The sequence below is a fragment of the Magnetofaba australis IT-1 genome (assembly GCF_002109495.1).
GTDB lineage: Bacteria > Pseudomonadota > Magnetococcia > Magnetococcales > Magnetococcaceae > Magnetofaba > Magnetofaba australis.
On sequence record NZ_LVJN01000015.1, the window covers coordinates 271,169 to 288,733 of the forward strand.

The following is a 17,565-nucleotide window of genomic DNA, read 5'->3' on the forward strand; positions in this document are numbered from 1 at the left end:
GAACAAAGCGCGAGCCAGTAGGAAGTTGGATAAATAGCGCGGTACGTCGAGCCAGCAAGGAGGCCGTCGGGGAAACGGCAGGTGAGCAGGCCCGAAGGGCCGTCGTCCGCAGGACGGCGAACTGCTCTAAAACTCCACGCCAGGGAAAGTGAAGAAGTGTTTGCGGGGAATAGTTTGGTTAAGTGACCGCCCCTGGAGTTCCCCCTGCAGGCCGCGCGCGACGATTTTCCCAAACAGCTCATCGCAGCCAAAAAACGCTTTTTGGAGATTTTGAGCTAGGTGTTGGGTCCCGGATGATTCCTGACCTGTTTATGGAATAAGTGCGGATGAGTTAATTGCCAAGCTTTCAGAGTGGCGACTGGCGTTTTGTGATTCAAGGCTTTTTGCGGGATCTGCTGATTGTAGAGCCACGCATATCGAGTCAGTGTTGCAGCCAGATCTTGGCGTGAATCAAAGCGTGTGGTGGTCAGGATATCGGCAATGCGGCCATTGAAACGTTTGACCATGCCGTTGGTCTGAGGCGTACGCGGTTTGATGAGCCGGTGTTCGATACCATGGCGCGCGCATTCCACATCAAACAGATGCTTGCCAGTAGGCTGGCGCTCGCCCTCGGCGCTGAAGCGATCCGTGAAGCATTTGTCGTTGTCGGACAGCAACTTGACGATCTTAAAAGGAACTTTGGCCGTCAGGCGTTTGAGGAATCCAGTCGCGGTCTTGGCGGACTTGTCCGGGCACAACTCCAGATAGACCCAGCGGCTGGCGCGGTCGATGGCCACGAACAGATAGCGCCGTGAGGATTCATCAGGCATTTGAGGCAGGTATTTGTAGTCGACGTGAATATAGCCAGGCTCGTAGTCCTTGAAGGTTTTGACCGGCTTCTTTTCGCCTTCCGGTTGAGGGATCAGATCGCGTAGACGGGAGACCTTGTGGCGACGTAGACAGCGGTCCAGACCGGAGCGGCTGACATCGGAATTGACGAACTCGCGCATCACAATCAGTAGGTCGTCCAGGGGCAAAAGGAACGTCCGGCGCAACTCCACCGCCACAATTTCCTGCTCAGGCGTCAACGTCGTGGGCAGATGATGTGGCGTATGGGAATGGTCTTGGGTATCGTTACGTCCCTTCCAGCGTCGAATGGTGTCCACAGTAACGCCAAACTGTGCCGCCAGATGGCTATTGGGCAGGGTAGACTCCTGAATCTGTTTGCGGATCTTCGGCGTCGTGGTGGCGTTGGCGTGCAGACGGATTTCCATCAGATTCCTCCTGTTGCGCTTCCTCTGGCCAGTTGGACCAAATAGGCTCTGGCCTGGAATAGAGGATAGCTCAACACGTTTATGGAATCATCCGGGATTTTACAGCTAGGCGCATTAAGCCCTGCGGCGTTAGGCAGGACGCTTGAGAGTGGCGGCGTCCGAAGCGACACCCGCCACTGCATCCGCCACCCGCGAGGCGATGCGCTTTACGTACATGCTCAGCCCCAACAGCTTCAGCAGCAGGCCAAACACGATCCCCAACAACAGCAGAATCAGGCCTGTGGGGGTAAACAGCACATGGGGCAGGATGAATACGCGCAGCAGATCGGTGCGCACCCGCTCGGCCTGCGTCCTCTGCTCATCTGTGAGCCCCGCCATGATTTCGGACTCCCTTTCCGACTCCTCACGCCCGATGCCGCGCAGCATACGCCAGTTGAAGGCGATAAACAGCAGTGGTACAAACAGAGCGCGGGTGCTACTCATGCGGATCATGCCGTTGGCCACGCGGCGCAACTGCTGATGCAGCGGATGGCCCAGCGGCACGAACTCGCCGCGCGCGCAACTCAAAAACAGCGCATTGCGGATATCGAACAGTTGTTGACGGGAGACGTCGGTGATCAACTCCGGCAGGTATTTAAACAGCATGAGTAGCAGAAAAGCGCCACACAAAACCATCGCAATCGCATCAAACATCGAAACCTCCGGGCGGTGTGGTTCCAATTTCCGTGAGCCCGCTACTGGAGCGGTCAGGATCCTGTATCGCCTCTAGCTCTGTAATATGTCGACTCTTTTCCCGGATGCAGGTTTGCAGCTCCTGACGATAGCGCAAGCCAAACAGCAACCCCAGCACTCCTGCCAACACGCCTGCAAAAACCCAGCCGGGGCTGACGCCCACCGTCATCTGCTGCACCTGGACCGCGCCATTAAATGATGGAATCATCTGCGCATCGATTAGCTTGTCCATCACCGCCATGGCAATGAAATAGAGCCCCACCATGAACACAAGCGTCGCGCCAAGCCGATTGGTGACGCTCACAGACGCTTTGAGCCATTGACCTCGCTTTATAAACTCATAGTCCCGCGCGTTCAGTTTTGGCTTGGGACGCGGCTTCTTTGTCGCCATTATAATATCTATATAATATCATATTGACGGAATTTGGTCCAGAGTAGTTCACACTTGTGAACCAATCCAAGGGACAAACCTGGCCAACAATTACTTTTGTATATTTTTATTATGACTGCGCAGAGCGCAGCCCAGAGCCACGGCAGAGAGTTCCAGATAGACCGCTGGGCCATCGGCCTTGAGTTTGCGCAGAAACACCTGTCGAGTAGTGTCTGAGCGAGAAGTCCCTCTTGGCTGGCTACGCGCCGCTGGGACGGGAATTACGGGGGCGGTCACTGAATTAAACCCCGCGCGCACACACTTTTCGGCGTTCCCAGGCTCCAGCCTCTACTGCAGTTCGCCGTCCTGCGGACGACGGCCCTGCGGGCCTGCTCACCGCCGTTTCCCCAACAGCCTCCTTGCAAGCTCGTGGCTTCGTGCTTCTTCTCCAGCTTCCTACTGGAGCCGCCTCTGTTCAATGGGGAAACGGCCAAAGCCACTGCCAAAGACAAACCGTGGGCGCTGCCCACACCCGCTGGGGGCAGCGGCCCCCAGGCCCCGCCGCCGACCAGTCGGCGGCCAATTAGATAACGCGAGCCCGCACTCTTTCCCGCACACACCTTTACTCTGTGCCTGTCACTACCCCACAAAAGAAAAGCCCCCGGGGGAAATTCCCGGGGGCTTTGTCGCGCCTGATCCTCGGAGAGGGGTCGTCAGATCAGTGAATGCGCGCCCAGATGCGGCGCTTGACCGCATACAGCATGGCAGTCAGCACCACCAAGTAGAGAACCACCTTCACGCCAGCTTCCTTACGCTCAGTCTGCTTGGGCTCGGAAGCCCAGGCCAAGAACGCCGTGACGTCTTCAGACAGCTGCGGCAGAGTCGCCTCGGTGCCGTCAGCATACTCCACCGCGTCCGCCATCAGCGGCTGCGGCATGGCGAAGAAGTTGCCGGGGAAGTATTTGCTGAAGTTGTCGCCGTTGGCGATGCGCGCCACCGCTTGGCGAATCTTCTCTTTGCCTTCAGCGCCATGAGCGCTCATGTGCAGCACGTGAGCCAGCTCTTCGGCTTCAGCGTCGGTGATTTCGCCATCTTCGTTGGCTTCTTCCACCTTAGCCGCTTCCTCTTCGTTCAGATAACCGGTGAGGATGCCGTAGACATAGTTCTCATAGCCCTTGCGCGCCTTGGTCATCAACGACAGGTCGGGCGGCACGGTGCCGTAGGACTCTTTGGCGTCTTCCGGCGCCAATTCGGTGATCATGAAGTCCTTTTTGTTCTTACCCGCAGTTTCGGCCAGCGCGTTGACGTCAGCCTCGGAGAGGCCCACGGAACGCAGATGGTCGAACTTGATGTACTTGATGCTGTGGCAGCCCAAGCACACCTCGGTGGCCACCTGCGCGCCGCGCTTGATCTGCGCAACGTCGAAGCGACCAAAGGCGCCTTTGTGGCCCCACTCCATTTCAGGAAGGGCAACCCCTTCGCTGGCGGCGGCCCATTGCGGGGCGCCAAAACCCATACCGACCATCAGAGCCGACAGGGCAATCGCTTTTTTCAGTTTCATGATGCGAATCCTCCGTCTATTACAGGCTCTGGGGCACGGGTTTGGGTTTTTCAATATTGAACGCCGTCACAAACCACAGCAGGAAGAAGTAGCTGAAGTAGATGGCGGTGGCGGTGCGGCCAATGACCACGATGGGCAGACCCATCACCACGGCGTTGGCCGGATTGTAGCCGACCCAGCCCAGCACGAAGCAGTCGATCAGGAAGATCCAGAACAGACCAGCCGACAGCGGACGGTAACGGAACGAACGCACCGGCGAACGGTCCAACCAGGGAAGCACAAAGAGGATGGCGATCGCGCCGCCCATGGCCACCACGCCAGCCAACTTGGACATGGAGCCCAGGAAGTCGATGGAGCGCAGGATGGCGTAGAAGGGCAGGAAGTACCACTCCGGCACAATGTGCGGAGGCGTCTTCATGGGGTTGGCCTCGATGTAGTTATCGGGCTCCAGGAAGAAGTTGGGCGAGAAGAACAGGAAGCTGCAGAAGATGATCAGCAGCACGCCCATGCCGTACAGGTCCTTGATGGTGAAGTAAGGATGGAACGGAATGGTGTCTTTCTCTTCCAGGTCGATGCCGTCCGGGTTGTTGGAGTGCACCGCATGCAGCGCCCACACGTGCAAGCCAACCACGCCAACGATGACGAAGGGCAGCAGGAAGTGCAGCGAGAAGAAGCGGTTCAGGGTCGGATCGCCGACGGTGAAGCCGCCCCACACCCACACCAGCAGCGGATCGCCGATGACGGGAATCGCGCCGATGAGGTTGGTGATCACCGCCGCTCCCCAGAAGGACATCTGGCCCCAAGGCAGCACGTAGCCCATGAAGGCGGTGGCCATGAGCAGGAAGAAGATGATCACGCCGAACCACCACAGAATCTCACGCGGGCTGCGGTGCGAACCGAAGTACATGCCGCGCAGGATGTGGACGTAGACGGTGATGAAGAAGAACGTGGCGCCGTTGGCGTGCATGTAGCGCAGCAGCCAGCCCCAGTTCACGTCGCGCATGATGTGCTCGACGGAGTCGAACGCCAGCATGGCGTCGGGCTTGTAGTGCATGGCCAGGAAGATGCCGGTCAGCAACTGAATGATCAGCATCGTCAACGCCAGCGAACCGAAGTTCCACCAGTAGTTCAGGTTTTTGGGCGTCGGGTATTCCAGCGCCTGGGAGCGCATCACCTCGGTTACCGGCAGACGATCGTCCACCCACCCCATAATGGATTTAAACACGGGTCAACCTCCTTATTTCTTGTATGGCTGGCCCGCGGCTTAGGCCACAGCCTTGCCGATTACCAGAGTGCTGTCGTCTTTGAATTCGTAGTAGGGCACCTCGAGGTTGCGGGGAGCCGGGCCCTTACGAATGCGACCGGAAGTGTCGTAGTGGGAACCGTGGCAGGGGCACAGGAAGCCGCCGAAGTCACTGGTGCCCACCGGCTGCGGCACACAGCCCAGGTGGGTGCAGATGGCCAGCACCACCAACCACTCGTCCTGTTTGACGCGGTCGGCGTCGTTCTGCGGGTCGGGCAGATCGGCCTTGTCAGACTCTTTAGCCAGGGCGATCTGCTCGGCGTTGCGATGCAGAATGAACACCGGCTTACCCTGCCAGGGGACGGTGATCATTTGGCCTTCGGCGATGGAGCTAACGTCCACCTCAGTGGTGGCGGCCGCCAGCACGTTGGCGGCGGGGCTCCAGGAGTCGATGAAGGGCCAGGCGGCCAGACCCACGCCCACCACGCCTACGGCGCTGGTGGCGGTGATCAGGAAATCCCGGCGGTTCTCTTCAGCATGCTCGTTAACCATCGGTTCTCTTGCCTCCGAAAGTGTCGAGGAGTCGCGGTCGCCGACATGGCGGCCTGTGGGACGACTTGTAAGGCGGCTCCCCAACCTATGGGTGATGCCTCCCATTTTTGCTGCGCGTTCAGTCTCTTGGTTGAACTTTGCAGCGTATCAGCACATACTAATAATTTAATAAAATCAGCGTAACATCGCACATGAAAGCCGCCTCGTCAAGCCTCATTTGGGAACGGACGGCGGCTTCGGGGCGTGGGGAGCAGCGGCATGCAAGAGGGGTCTGACGGAGCGCGATTGGTCGGTGGTCCACCCGGCAACGGGGTGTTGAAAGTGGCGCTGCTGCGCCCGGAGATTCCGCCCAATACGGGCAACATCATGCGCTTGTGCGCAGCCACTGGGTGTGAATTGCACTTGATCGGGCCGTTGGGCTTTCGTCTGGATGAGGCGTCGCTCAAGCGTGCGGGGATGGATTATCGGCATTGGGCGCAGGTTTTTCGCTATGCCGACTGGGATGCGTTTTGCGCATCCGAGGCGGGCCAGGGACGCATTATTCCGGTGAGCACGCGCGGCGCACAGCGGCTGGATCAACTGACCATTGCGCAGGGAGATCTGTTTCTGTTCGGCGCGGAGGGCAGTGGTTTGCCCGCCGAGATTCTGGCTCAGGCGCCGCAGGTGGCGCGCATCCCCATGACGGCCCAGGCGCGCAGCTTGAACCTGGCCAACAGCGTCGCCATCGTCCTGTATGGGGCGCTGGCGACGCTGGGGTATCCAGGGTTGGAATAGGTTCTTAGAAGCCCACCGCCAGTTCGGGACCGTGGGCCACCTCCTCCTCGGTGAGGTTGAGATTGTCGTTCTCAAAGGTGGTCATGCGGGCGTTGTAGCGCACTTCCAGATAGCGGTCGTTGTTGAATGTGTGGCGATAGCCCAGATGGCCCTCAATGACGCGCACGTCGGCGTTGCCGCGATCCTCGGTGACGCCGTTGACCTCCAGTTCGTTCTCATGGGTGCGACCCAGCGCCAGCGATACCCCGGCCAGCGCCAGATCCCTCTTGTCGGCGGTGATGGGCGCATTCACCTGCGCCCCCAGTTGGCCCAACACGGCGCCCTGGCGTGCTTGTAGATTGACCCCATCCAGGTCGTTCTTGTTGTCCAGGCGCAGATAGCGCACCCCGTACAGCAGATGCACCGCGCCGGTGGCGTCCAGCCGTGAGCGGCCCTGCAGGGCCAGATCGATGCGTTTGCGGGTGGCGTCGCCATCAAAGCCGGTGACGCCGAAGCTGCTGCTCTCCGGGCGCGTGACGCGCTCGTAGAGGGCCGACATCACCACCCCATGGCGGCCCCAGGATTTGGGTTGTAGGGCGATATCCACGCCGCCGGCGAGAGCGCGTTTGCTCTTTTTGTGGACGCGCGCGCCATTCTGCTCGTCATAGCTTTTGACCGCCGGGTAGGCGATGCGCGGGGTGATGGTGATGGCCACGGCGTTGACGGTGATGGCGTCGGCGCTGTGGGGCAGGGCGAGGCCGACAGCGAAGGCGGCGGCCAGGGCGAGAGGACGAATCATGACGGTGACTCCAGTTTCTGTTTGCCGCGTCCGGGTGGTGGGCGCAGCGAGCGATTCTGGAGTTCTTTTCGGCGTTCGAGCGCCGCGCAATGAGCAAAAAAAGCCCCGGACCAAGCGGTCCGGGGCTCGTTCGCAATAAGCGAATTTCGCTTATTGGGAATAACTTAGCCGCCGTTGGCGACCATGTGGTTGAGCAGGTCCAGCACGCGGTTGGAGTAGCCCCACTCGTTGTCGTACCAGGACATCACTTTGACCTGATTGTCGATCACTTTGGTGCAGCCGGCGTCGACAATGGAGGAGCGCGCATCGCCCAGCAGGTCGATGGAGACCAAGGGCTCTTCGGTGTAGCCCAGGAAGCGCGACTGCGCAGCTTTCAGCGCGGCGTTGACCGACTCCACGCTGGCGGGCTTGTTGACCACCATCACGGCGTCGACGATAGAGACGTCGGGGGTGGGCACGCGCACCGACAGGCCGTCGAATTTGCCCTGCAGTTCCGGCAGCACCAGACCGATGGCCGCAGCGGCGCCGGTCTTGGTGGGGATCATGGAGACGGCGGCGGCGCGAGCGCGACGCAGGTCTTTATGGGGTTGGTCCAGCATCACCTGGTCGTTGGTGTAGGCGTGCACGGTGGTCATCAGGCCGCGCTCAATGCCGAAGGCCTCGTGGATCACCTTGGCGAAGGGCGCCAGGCAGTTGGTGGTGCAGGAGGCGTTGGAGACCACTTTGTCGGTGGCGGGGTCGAAGTCGCCTTCGTTGACGCCCATCACCATGGTCTTGATGCCGGGGCCGGCGGGGGCGGAGATGATCACGCGCTTGACGCTGCCCTGCAGGTGTTTGCTGGCGGCTTCCATTTTGGTGAAGAAGCCGGTGGACTCGATCACATAGTCCACATCCACCGAGCTCCAGGGGATGTTGGCCGGATCGCGCTCACAGAAGATCTTCAACTCGCGGCCATCCACGGTCATGCCGCTCTCCGTGGGGGTCACGTCCAGGCCCAGACGACCCGCCACCGAGTCGTACTTGAGCAGATGGGCCAGGGTTTTGTTGTCGGTCAGGTCATTGACGGCGACAATTTCAATGTCTTTAAAAGCCGGGTCCTGCATCTGCGCCCGGAAGATGTTGCGCCCGATGCGGCCAAAACCGTTAATCCCCACGCGAATCGCCATATACCTGCTCCTGTATTCAGTCATAGGTGAAAAATCCGGCCTGTGGCGCCGCTCCCCTTGGAGCGCGCTGCAAGCTCAGGTAGATTACCTTAACCCTATGCCGGGCCGAATGACAACGACAACGCGGTGGCCGATGCATTCTTCGTCAAACCGTCACGTTGACAGGGCCGCTTCGTCACAAGACTCCCGTTTTCCATGGTTTAGATTTATGCCCCGCATCACGATAAAGGAGACCGTCCCGTTCAGTCCGGAGCAGATGTACGCCCTGGTGGTGGACGTGGACAACTACCCGCAATTTCTCAACTGGTGTGTGGCTGCGCGCATTCTGGAGCAACGTGACGACGCCTTTGAGGCGGAGTTGACGGTGGCTTTTAAAGGGGTGCGCGAGAAGTTTCGCACGCTGGATAAAATCATCCCCAATGAGAGTGTTGAGATCTCTCTGCTGTCGGGGCCGTTCCGGCATCTGAACAGCCATTGGAAGTTCACCCCGATGATGGGCGGCAAGCACGCCCGCATCGACTTCTCCATCGACTTTCTGTTCAAGAACCCGGTGCTGAACTTGACTCTGGGGCCGGTGTTTTCGCATATCTCCAAGCAGATGGTGCAGGACTACCGCAAGCGGGCACAACAGGTGTACGGCTCGGCCAACTGACGCGCTTTCGCGCACACCCTTTTTCCCTTTATGACCTCACGCCAAGCGAAGCGGCAGCTTCGGAAAGGATAACGGGCGCTGTTTATGAAACTTCACATGGTGAAACTAGCCGCCATCGGCCTGCTGTGCGCGGCTCTGTTGGCGCCGGGCGGCGCGCGCGCCGAAGATCCCAGCGACGCGGTGGCGCGGGTGGGCGATTGGACTCTGACCCTGGGCGAGGTGGACAAGACCATTCGCGGCAAGCTGTATGAGTTGGAGAAGCAGAAATTCCGCGCGCGCATCAATGTGATTCAATCGATGATGGGCGAGCATCTGCTTAAGGAAGAGGCCAAAAAACAGGGGTTGAGCACCGACGCGTTGTGGAAGCAGGAGGTCACCGACAAGGCCCCCGCCATCAGCGATGATGAGGTGAAAGCGTTCCTCGACGCCAATGGCGCGCGTCTGCCCAACGGCGGCAAGGGGATGGAGGATAAGGTGCGCGCCTTCCTGAGCGATCAGGTGGCGGAGCAGGCGTCGGTCATCTATATGCGTCAATTGATGAGCAAATCCGGCGGGCAGGTGCGTCTGCAGGAGCCGGAGGAGCCCCGTTACGACATCATCGGCCCTCTGACTGAGGCCAAAGGCGCCAAGTCGCCCAAAGTCTACATCGTCGAATTCTCCGACTTTGAGTGCCCGTTCTGCCGTCGCGTGCAGCCGGCGCTGAATAAGTTGCTGGAGGAGTATGGCGACCGCGTGCAGCTGATCTTCCGTCACTTCCCGCTGTCGGGCCACAAGGCGGCGCCCAAGGCTTCCGAGGCGGCGCTGTGCGCAGCGGAGCAGGGCAAGTTCTGGGAGTACCACGACAAACTGTTCGGCATGGAAAAGAGCCTCACCGAGGAGAGCTACACCGCCTACGCCAAGGAGATGAAGCTGGATATGGGCAAGTTTGACAGCTGCCTGAACTCCGGCAAGAAAGCGCAGCGCGTGGCCGACGATGCGGCCGAGGGCGAGCGTTTGGGCATCACCGGCACACCGGCCTTCTTCATCAATGGTCGCAAACTCTCCGGCGCGCAGCCTTATGGCGAGTTCAAGCGCATTGTGGAGGAGGAGTTGGCGGCGGAAGAGAAGTAACCTTTCGCCACAGGATTGAAAAAAAACGGCTCGATGCCAATGCATCGAGCCGTTTTTTTTGGCTCTGTACAACGCCAGCGCAAGGCGTTGCGCTATAGCAAGTCTAACCGAAAATCGGACATGTTCGGTTTTTGGATAATGAAAGATATCGAGGGCTATGCCCTCGAGCTCCCAACCACCAAATCGTGATTCAGGCCATCCTTGGCCCTCACCCTTCGGGCTCGCTACGCGAGTCCGATTTGGCAATCCTGCCAAATCGTGGGGCGCCGCCTCACACCCTGCTGGGGTCGCGGACCCCAGACCCCGCCGCCGACCAGTCGGCGGCCAATCAGTCAGCGCGAGTTTCACCTGCGTCACGCAAACATTGGACGTTCTGTGCAGTTTTGGTTTTGACCCACTATAAGGCGGCGATTATTCGCCGCTCTTCAGTAGCCGCTCCACACCCTTTTCGATGCGGTCGTGACCTTCATCCTCGGAGAACCAGTCGGCGCTGCCCTTCTTGTGGTCGAAGCGGTGATACACCAGCACCTCTTTGCCGATGGAGGCTACCACCGCCACCGGCTGCTTGGCGAATTCCGCCTCGCGCTGGCGATAGGCTTTCCACGCCGTCAGCGCTTCGTCCTCGCGGGTGGTGTTGACCTCTTCAAGCACATGGATGCCGTCGTTGTCATAACGCTTCAGATAGACCCGGATCTCCATAACCTTCTCCTTGCACGCGGCGGTCGCGTCGCCAATGGCGCAACCCCATGACGGAAAACTCATTATGGCGTTTAGAGTAGCACGGCAGGGCAGGATGGCGCCAAGCGTAACGCACGCTCTCTCCTTGTGAACGATGGACAGGCTGGCGGGCTGAGGAGCAGCCAAGCAATCCAGGCGGATTTCTGTCGTAGGAAGAGGGGGTTACTCAGTTAGTTCTGTCATCGGGAGGTTGGATTGGTCGGAATCGGTCGTGATAGCGCCAGCTTGTAAGGCGTATTTTAAATTTTCGGGAGACAGCTTAGCACTCGTGATGTTGGTTGCTCTCAGAAGTGCTCCAGAGAGGTTGGCCTTAGTGAGGTCGGCTTCAGAGAGGTCGGCTCCAGAGAGGTCGGCTCCAGAGAGGTCGGCTCCAGAGAGGTCGGCTCCAGAGAGGTCGGCTCCAGAGAGGTCGGCTTCAGAGAGGTCGGCTCCAGAGAGGTCGGCTCCAGAGAGGTCGGCTCTCAAGAGTTTGGCTCCAGAGAGTTTGGCTGCAGAGAGTTTGGCTCCAGAGAGGTAGGCTCCAGAGAGGTAGGCTTCAGAGAGGTTGGCTCTCAAGAGTTTGGCTCCAGTGAGGCCGACTCCAAAGAGGTCGGCTCCAGAGAGGTCGGCTTCAGAGAGGTTGGCTCCAGAGAGGTCGGCTCCAGAGAGGTCGGCTCCAGAGAGGTCGGCTTCAGAGAGGTTGGCTCCAGAGAGGTAAGCTTTAGAGAGGTTGGCTTCAGAGAGGTTGGCTCCGGAGAGGTTGGCTTCAGAGAGGTCGGCTCTCAAGAGTTTGGCTTCAGAGAGTTTGGCTTTAGAGAGTTTGGCTACATAGAGTTTGGCTTCAATGAGGTTGGCTTCAATGAGGTTGGCTCCAGAGAGTTTGGCTCCAGAGAGGTGGGCTCCAGAGAGGTCGGCTCCAGCGAGGTTGGCTCCTGATAAATTAGCGCCTGTTAAGTCACTCCCCTGCAAATCAGCGTTTTGGAGGTTTGAGGCAAGAAAGTGTGCTCCTATTAATTGTGCGTTTTGTAGGTTCGCTGATTCCCAATTTGTATCTGTCAGAGTGACGGCCCAGAGATGATCATTGAACATAAGCGTATTTTTGCGCAGTGAGCGTCCTGTGCCTGCAACGTATTTCAGTGTTTCCCGTGCTATGTCCATTCCACTGAGATCAACGCATTGAAATTGCGTCATGCGCTCCTTGGTCCTATTCCGCGATCCGACTGCATTGCTGTCATAAAGCATCCCCAGGAAAAACGTCTTGGTCAGTTCGCTCCACGCAATGACAGGCCGTTCAGAAGGCGGCAGCGCCAGGAAAGCTTCGAGAAAGAAAAACTCCAGAAAGCTGCGATGGGCGAATTTGTAGTTGCCGTGGGCGTCCCGGTTGAGTAATGGACGCGCCCCCAGTACGCGCCCTTGTTCCAGCACGCGCCCTTGTTCCAGCACGCCCCCTTGTACGCGAATGTTCCAGCGCTCGGCCAGGGGCTCAATTTCAGCAAAAGGAATGCGCTCCTGTTTCCGTCTCGCGCGGTTGAGCATGATGTCCATGGCCACGGCATGGGAGAAGCGCCGCAGGCCCTCTTTGTCCGGGGCAATATAACCCGCCTCGCGCACCAGCCAGGCATCAACCATTCTTGCGTAAATTTGCGCCAAACTGCGCAAGGGCTCTTGAGAGCGCACCAGCTTCTCAACATGGCTAAGAAGCATGGGGCGCGCCGTCAAGTCTGGCGCCTTCTTAATAATACGTCGCGCCGCGTTTCGCTCCTGACGGCGCCAGAAGGGATAGCGTCGGCGTAAGAAGGCTTCCACCTGGGATTCGGTGAAGGGGGAGATGTACAGCCGATTGAAGCGTAAGATGGCGGAAACGCCCGCTTTGCGAACGCCCAGGCGGGTGACGCCGGTTTCATCCGGGATCTCTCTGTCCGAGGTGAAAAAGTGGCTGCGGCAGGTGATGACCACGTGGCGAAACCCCTGCACCCGCTCCATCACTTCGCCAAGCCGTGATTGATGATCCTCATAGGCCGTGGCGTCTTCGTCAAAGGCGTCCAAAAGCAGAACTGTGTCTGATGGCTTTTGCACAGCGTCAATGTCTTCAAACAGGCGGGCGTAGTTGAACGGCAGCACCATGATGGGAAAGGGGGGGAACAACCGCAACATGTTGCGCGCGGCATAGTTGAGCATGAAGGCGGATTTGCCCATGCCCGAGTCCGCCAGCAGCAGGGTGAAGCGGCTGCCGGTTTCTTTATTGAGAATCTGATCCATATGTTGAAACAGGGGGGTCCGCACCCCGGCGGACTCCGCCATCTCCTCTTCCACGGCGGAGGGGTCGCTCTCCTGGGCGTCGGGTGGAATATAGATGTGCGTGGCGTTTTCAAAATCCTCCAGGGTATAGCGCTCGGCGCCTACGCGTTTTTTCAAGCGCTGGTAGCGCATGACGCCATGCAGGTGGTGCAGCGTCATGCGCGCCCAACTGGCAAAACCCATAAGAATGGGGATCACAGCGATGGCAAGCCCATACACCGCCACGGAGTCCGTGTAGTCCCCCTGCCAGGTGAGGGCGTTCCAGGTCCACTCCAGGGGCGGGAGTTGTGTGGGCGGCGTGGGCTGGGTCATGGCGGGAATCTAAAGAGAAGGTTGAGGCGAAAGAGCGCCTGATGAATACCGGGGGTTACGGGAAAAGAGGAGTCCCGTTATGCTATCCACCGTAGCGTAACGTCTGAAGTCATTAAACAGAAAAGAGGTCGCCGCTTACTTTGCGGCGGCGGCTTGGGCGATGGGATCGCCCACCTTGCGCGGCACGCCGTCGGGACGTTGCGCCATCAGCTCCACCAAGCGCCAGTTGATGGCGACCTCTTGATCCTTGCGTCGGTCCAACGCCTTGGAGATCGCCTGATTGGCCAGATTGAGCAGACCGCCTTTGCTCTCGTCGGAGCCCGCGCCATCGACCAATGGTGGATGCGCCTCCAGATAGAGTTCGCCGGAGCCTGACCAGCCCGCTTTGACCGGCTCGTCGACGATGCGCACTCGCTCGCCGATCTGCGCGCGTTCGTACAGACGCGGAATGTCCTCGGGGTACATACGGATACAACCGTGGCTGACGCGCCGCCCGATGCCGAACGGCTTGTTGGTGCCATGAATCAGGTAGCCGCTGATGGTCAGATAGATGGCGTGGGAGCCCAGTGGGTTGTCCGGTCCGGGGGGCACGCGCTTGGGCAGGCCGCGATCCTCCGCCAGAATGGAGGCGGGCGGATACCAGGAGGGGTCGGACTGTTTGCGGCGCACCTTGCCCTGGGTGATGGGGGTGTCATAGCCCTCGCGGCCAATGCCCACCGGATAGGTCTGCAGGCGCTTGTCCTTGCGGCGATGGAACAGGCGCATCTCCGGCAGGTTGATGACGATGCCGGGGCGCTTGTCGGCCACAATCGCCTGCGGCGCGACGAACAGCAGCGGCAGATGCACCACGCTCTTTTTGGACGGAACCCAGGGGTCGAGTCCCGGGTTGGCCAGGGTGATTTCGTTGTAGCCCAGATTATAGGTGCGCGCCAGCATCAGCAGGGTTTCGTGGCCCTGCACGCGATAGAGGTAACTGCCTGCGCCGATGATCTCGCCGCGCCCTTGGGCGGCCAGGGATTGTGCGCTGACGCGTTGCGGCGCGGCGCTGGGGCGACGTCCCTGGATCACCGACTCCAGGCGCGGCTCCAGTTGCAGCGTGACGCCGGGGCGCGGTTGGCCGTCGGGACGCGGCGTCCACGGCGAGGCGGGATCGCGCGCGGCGGCGGGCTGCGCCAGTAGCAGTGTCGCCAGGAGCGCGACGATGCGAAGTTTCATAGCCTGCACGCGTCCTTTACCCCATGGGGAGCAGGCGGCGCAGCAGGTGCAGCGCGGTCTGGCTGGCTTGATAGCGCACGCTTTCGCGCCCGCCGCGATAGAGACCATGGTGTGACAGCGCATCGCCCTGACGGCTCACCGCCGCCAGGAACACCGTGCCCACCGGTTTTTGCGGCGTGCCGCCATCAGGGCCGGCGATGCCGGTGATGGCGACGGCGTAATCCACATCATTCTGGCGCTGGGCGCCGCGGGCCAGCGCCATGGCCACTTCCGGGCTCACCGCGCCGCAGCGCTCCACCAATGGCGCCACGCCTTCCACATAAAAGCCTTTGGCCTCGTTGCTATACAGGGTCAGACCCGCCTTGAAGTAGCCGCTGGAGCCGGGAATGGCGGTCAGACGCGCGCTCACCAGTCCGGCGGTGCACGACTCCACCGTGGCCACGGTTTTGCCCAGCTCGCGCAGTCGCGCGCCCACCAGCTCTTCCAGGCTGGCGGGCTCTTCGCTATACAGCGCGATGCCCAGGCTCTCGCGCATGGCCTGCTCCAGTTCGTCGCCCACGTGGGGGCGAATCACCAGCGCCGCATCGCCGTTGGGCAGCGGACGCGGCGCGCAGCATGTGCCGGTCAACTCCTGCGCCGCCGGACCCAGTTGCCCCATCACCGCATCGGGGGCGCCGCCGCACTCCACCAGCCAGCAGGCCGGTTCGCGCCGCGATCGCTCGGTGGGGGGGAACTCTAACTGTTCATCCTGGAAGATGCGAATGGAGCGCAGCAGGTCTTCATGCGCTTCCCATACGGTGGCGTCGAAATAGGCGGTCATATGGCCTTTGCGGTTGGCGGCGAAGCCCCGCGTGCGACCATAGGCGTCGTGCAGCGGACGCGCGCCCACCACGCGCAGCTGGCCGGTGTCGTCGGGGCTGTCCAGCCCCAGCGACAGCCCCAGGCTCGACAGCACCGAACGGCGCAGGCGTCCGCCGCCCATGCCGTTGGCCTGAATCAGAATCAGCGGATATTCGTCGGAGATGGATGCAGGGTCGAAAGGGGCGTCGGGCTCCAGCTCGAAGGTGTCGATCTCCGAGAAACCCAACCGCAGCAGCAGCAGATCCAATTCGGGTCGCCCCGACGGGGCGCGCACGCCCTCAAATTCGCTCCAACGCGGCGTCGCCAGCAGACACTTCATCGGCCTCTCCCCTCCCTTGATTGCCATATCCCAATGCGGCGCCCGGCGCCATTACGGCAGAATGTTGAGCAGGCGCAGTCCCCACAAGGTCAACGCCGCCAGCGCGCCCGCCGCCAGATCGTCCAACATCACGCCCCAGCCGCCGTGCACATGCCGGTCCAGCCATCCCACCGGACCAGGCTTGAGAATGTCGAACAGACGAAACAGCGCAAACCCCAGCGCCAGATTCAGCGCCGAGAGCGGCGCAAACAGCAGGGTCAGCAGCATGCCGGCGGCCTCGTCGATGACCACCTCTTTGGGGTCGTCGCGCCCCAGCGCTTCGCAGGCGCGCTGCGCCGCCCATACGCCCACGGCGGAGACCACGACGGTGATCAGCGCATGCCAGCGCGGGCCCAGCGTCAGCGCCAGCCACACCAGCGGCAGCGCGGCCAGGGTCCCCACGGTGCCGGGCGCTTTGGGCGCAAGCCCGGAGCCGCCCCAGGTGGCCAGCCACATGGCCGGGCCGTGAAAGGGAAAATCCCGCATGAGCAATCTGTTCAATGTTTACTGAATTGGGCGCGCGTAGGGCGCAATTGGGAAGGAATTGTACGGTTTTGCGGAGAGTGGGACAAGGCGGCGCAAAACGCCGCCTTGTGCGCAGTGGATCAGGGCTTGAGGGTCAGGCGGCGCGACTCGTCGGCCTTGGGGCGACGCCCTTCGATGAGGTCGCCGGTGACGCCGTAGTGGATATCCTCGGCCAGGTCGGTGAGGTGGTCGCCAATGCGCTCCATGTCGCGGGCGATGCAGATCATGTGCGCGGCGGCGTTGGCTTGGCGCGGTTCGCTGATGTTGGCGGCAAAGCGCAGCAGAATCTCAAACGCATTGGTGTAAAGACGATCGACCTCGGCGTCTTCGCGCCACACTTTGCGCGCGGATTCGGGGTCGGCGTCATTGAGGGCGTGGCCCAGGGCGTCAAAGGCGTCAATCAGGCGCTCGCCCACCGCAATCAATGGCGCGCGTTCAGCGTCGCTGGCGCAGGTGCAGACGATCTCGGCGCGTTTGGCGATATTCACCGACAGATCGCCGATGCGCTCCAGGTGGGGCGCGCCGCGCATGGCGGAGACGATATTGCGTAGATCCTGTCCCATGGGTTGGCGCGTGGCGATCATGCGCACCGCCTGATGGTCCACCCGCGCCTCTTCGGCGTCCACCTGATCCTCCAGCTCCAGCGCTTTGGCGACCAGGCTCAAGTCACAGGTTTTCAGCGCCTTGAGGGCGAACTCAAATTGATGATGCGTGCGTTCAAGCAGTTTGGAGACGCCTTGGCTCAGTTCCGCCAGTTCGTCGTCATAGCTCTTGACCGTGTGTTGACTACCAACCATGCCGCCCATCCTCAATGACATCGTGTGAAGCGAAAACGACCTTAGCGTCGCGTCTTTATAAAATTCGCAATGTTGCGATGTCGCCATACTGGACCTCTCGCTGTAAAGCGTTATGTGCTCGGGTCACAAAGAGTTTTCCAGAATGTCATATTGCGGCGGCGGGTGGCGGAGCCTGAGGCAGGGATTGACAAGGCTGCGCCGATTCCATAGAATCAGACGCTTTTCTGTCCAGGTTGACGACTTGGGGATCTCCCGCCGCCAAATGGGCGCTTGGGATCCGCAGTCTAAGGT

General features: G+C 60.5%; 17 protein-coding genes. 3 read left to right on the plus strand and 14 right to left on the minus strand.

The window, feature by feature from the left end:
• Positions 1 to 275: 275 nt before the first annotated feature.
• From MAIT1_RS03460 to petA, 6 genes are all read right to left on the minus strand, one after another.
• A complete protein-coding gene (locus tag MAIT1_RS03460; protein WP_085440763.1) occupies positions 276 to 1,253 on the minus strand; it encodes an IS481 family transposase in 978 nt (325 codons plus the stop codon).
• A 129-nt stretch (positions 1,254 to 1,382) separates the two neighbouring features.
• Positions 1,383 to 1,946, minus strand: coding sequence for a hypothetical protein (locus MAIT1_RS03465; protein ID WP_085440765.1), 564 nt, complete (start codon positions 1,944 to 1,946; stop codon positions 1,383 to 1,385).
• The gene (locus tag MAIT1_RS03470; protein WP_085440767.1) at positions 1,939 to 2,376 is read right to left on the minus strand and encodes a hypothetical protein; all 438 of its coding nucleotides are present in this window, start codon (positions 2,374 to 2,376) and stop codon (positions 1,939 to 1,941) included. The genes MAIT1_RS03465 and MAIT1_RS03470 overlap by 8 nt, the downstream gene beginning before the upstream one ends.
• A 697-nt stretch (positions 2,377 to 3,073) precedes the next feature.
• Positions 3,074 to 3,916 (minus strand): cytochrome c1, encoded by an 843-nt coding sequence (locus MAIT1_RS03475; RefSeq protein ID WP_085440769.1) that lies wholly within the window; start codon positions 3,914 to 3,916, stop codon positions 3,074 to 3,076.
• A gap of 19 nt (positions 3,917 to 3,935) precedes the next feature.
• Positions 3,936 to 5,141, minus strand: coding sequence for a cytochrome b (locus MAIT1_RS03480; protein WP_241893405.1), 1,206 nt, complete (start codon positions 5,139 to 5,141; stop codon positions 3,936 to 3,938).
• 39 nt (positions 5,142 to 5,180) lie between these two features.
• Entirely contained in the window at positions 5,181 to 5,711 is a 531-nt protein-coding gene (gene petA, locus MAIT1_RS03485; RefSeq protein ID WP_085440771.1) for a ubiquinol-cytochrome c reductase iron-sulfur subunit, read from the minus strand.
• Positions 5,712 to 5,969: 258 nt separating this feature from the next.
• On the opposite strand from petA, the gene MAIT1_RS03490 reads away from it, so the two are divergent.
• The gene (locus MAIT1_RS03490) at positions 5,970 to 6,485 is read left to right on the plus strand and encodes a tRNA (cytidine(34)-2'-O)-methyltransferase (RefSeq protein ID WP_338038473.1); all 516 of its coding nucleotides are present in this window, start codon (positions 5,970 to 5,972) and stop codon (positions 6,483 to 6,485) included.
• A 4-nt stretch (positions 6,486 to 6,489) separates the two neighbouring features.
• On the opposite strand, the gene MAIT1_RS03495 is transcribed toward MAIT1_RS03490, so the two are convergent.
• Together MAIT1_RS03495 and gap are read right to left on the minus strand one after the other, a co-directional pair.
• Positions 6,490 to 7,263, minus strand: a complete 774-nt coding sequence (locus tag MAIT1_RS03495; protein WP_085440773.1) for a hypothetical protein — start codon at positions 7,261 to 7,263, stop codon at positions 6,490 to 6,492.
• A 164-nt stretch (positions 7,264 to 7,427) separates the two neighbouring features.
• Positions 7,428 to 8,429 (minus strand): type I glyceraldehyde-3-phosphate dehydrogenase, encoded by a 1,002-nt coding sequence (gap, locus tag MAIT1_RS03500; protein ID WP_085440775.1) that lies wholly within the window; start codon positions 8,427 to 8,429, stop codon positions 7,428 to 7,430.
• A gap of 208 nt (positions 8,430 to 8,637) precedes the next feature.
• On the opposite strand from gap, the gene MAIT1_RS21760 reads away from it, so the two are divergent.
• Positions 8,638 to 9,081: a type II toxin-antitoxin system RatA family toxin gene (locus MAIT1_RS21760; RefSeq protein ID WP_158089289.1), complete on the plus strand. Its 444-nt coding sequence runs from the start codon at positions 8,638 to 8,640 to the stop codon at positions 9,079 to 9,081.
• Positions 9,082 to 9,165: 84 nt separating this feature from the next.
• Complete coding sequence (locus MAIT1_RS03510; protein ID WP_085440777.1) at positions 9,166 to 10,191, plus strand: thioredoxin domain-containing protein; 1,026 nt, start codon at positions 9,166 to 9,168, stop codon at positions 10,189 to 10,191.
• A gap of 411 nt (positions 10,192 to 10,602) precedes the next feature.
• On the opposite strand, the gene MAIT1_RS03515 is transcribed toward MAIT1_RS03510, so the two are convergent.
• The 6 genes from MAIT1_RS03515 to phoU all read right to left on the minus strand — a co-directional run bounded on the left by MAIT1_RS03515 (position 10,603) and on the right by phoU (position 17,274).
• Complete coding sequence (locus MAIT1_RS03515) at positions 10,603 to 10,890, minus strand: hypothetical protein (RefSeq protein WP_085440779.1); 288 nt, start codon at positions 10,888 to 10,890, stop codon at positions 10,603 to 10,605.
• Between the two features lie 201 nt (positions 10,891 to 11,091).
• On the minus strand, positions 11,092 to 13,209 hold the full coding sequence (locus MAIT1_RS21425; protein WP_158089290.1) for a pentapeptide repeat-containing protein: 2,118 nt from the start codon (positions 13,207 to 13,209) through the stop codon (positions 11,092 to 11,094).
• Between the two features lie 444 nt (positions 13,210 to 13,653).
• Complete coding sequence (locus MAIT1_RS03525; RefSeq protein ID WP_158089291.1) at positions 13,654 to 14,733, minus strand: L,D-transpeptidase family protein; 1,080 nt, start codon at positions 14,731 to 14,733, stop codon at positions 13,654 to 13,656.
• Positions 14,734 to 14,749: 16 nt separating this feature from the next.
• On the minus strand, positions 14,750 to 15,913 hold the full coding sequence (locus tag MAIT1_RS03530; protein ID WP_158089292.1) for a nicotinamide-nucleotide amidohydrolase family protein: 1,164 nt from the start codon (positions 15,911 to 15,913) through the stop codon (positions 14,750 to 14,752).
• Positions 15,914 to 15,964: 51 nt separating this feature from the next.
• Positions 15,965 to 16,438, minus strand: a complete 474-nt coding sequence (locus tag MAIT1_RS03535) for a phosphatidylglycerophosphatase A family protein (RefSeq protein ID WP_085440784.1) — start codon at positions 16,436 to 16,438, stop codon at positions 15,965 to 15,967.
• A 119-nt stretch (positions 16,439 to 16,557) separates the two neighbouring features.
• Complete coding sequence (phoU, locus tag MAIT1_RS03540; RefSeq protein ID WP_158089293.1) at positions 16,558 to 17,274, minus strand: phosphate signaling complex protein PhoU; 717 nt, start codon at positions 17,272 to 17,274, stop codon at positions 16,558 to 16,560.
• Positions 17,275 to 17,565 lie beyond the last annotated feature (291 nt).

Coding starts and splice junctions, on each gene's coding strand:
- MAIT1_RS03460 (WP_085440763.1), bottom strand. CDS start 1,253: ATGGAAATCCGTCTGCACGCCAACGCCACCACGACGCCGAAGATCCGC.
- MAIT1_RS03465 (WP_085440765.1), bottom strand. CDS start 1,946: ATGTTTGATGCGATTGCGATGGTTTTGTGTGGCGCTTTTCTGCTACTC.
- MAIT1_RS03470 (WP_085440767.1), bottom strand. CDS start 2,376: ATGGCGACAAAGAAGCCGCGTCCCAAGCCAAAACTGAACGCGCGGGAC.
- MAIT1_RS03475 (WP_085440769.1), bottom strand. CDS start 3,916: ATGAAACTGAAAAAAGCGATTGCCCTGTCGGCTCTGATGGTCGGTATG.
- petA (WP_085440771.1), bottom strand. CDS start 5,711: ATGGTTAACGAGCATGCTGAAGAGAACCGCCGGGATTTCCTGATCACC.
- MAIT1_RS03490 (WP_338038473.1), top strand. CDS start 5,970: ATGCAAGAGGGGTCTGACGGAGCGCGATTGGTCGGTGGTCCACCCGGC.
- MAIT1_RS03495 (WP_085440773.1), bottom strand. CDS start 7,263: ATGATTCGTCCTCTCGCCCTGGCCGCCGCCTTCGCTGTCGGCCTCGCC.
- gap (WP_085440775.1), bottom strand. CDS start 8,429: ATGGCGATTCGCGTGGGGATTAACGGTTTTGGCCGCATCGGGCGCAAC.
- MAIT1_RS21760 (WP_158089289.1), top strand. CDS start 8,638: ATGCCCCGCATCACGATAAAGGAGACCGTCCCGTTCAGTCCGGAGCAG.
- MAIT1_RS03510 (WP_085440777.1), top strand. CDS start 9,166: ATGAAACTTCACATGGTGAAACTAGCCGCCATCGGCCTGCTGTGCGCG.
- MAIT1_RS03515 (WP_085440779.1), bottom strand. CDS start 10,890: ATGGAGATCCGGGTCTATCTGAAGCGTTATGACAACGACGGCATCCAT.
- MAIT1_RS21425 (WP_158089290.1), bottom strand. CDS start 13,209: ATGGCGGAGTCCGCCGGGGTGCGGACCCCCCTGTTTCAACATATGGAT.
- MAIT1_RS03525 (WP_158089291.1), bottom strand. CDS start 14,733: ATGAAACTTCGCATCGTCGCGCTCCTGGCGACACTGCTACTGGCGCAG.
- MAIT1_RS03530 (WP_158089292.1), bottom strand. CDS start 15,913: ATGAAGTGTCTGCTGGCGACGCCGCGTTGGAGCGAATTTGAGGGCGTG.
- MAIT1_RS03535 (WP_085440784.1), bottom strand. CDS start 16,438: ATGCGGGATTTTCCCTTTCACGGCCCGGCCATGTGGCTGGCCACCTGG.
- phoU (WP_158089293.1), bottom strand. CDS start 17,274: ATGGTTGGTAGTCAACACACGGTCAAGAGCTATGACGACGAACTGGCG.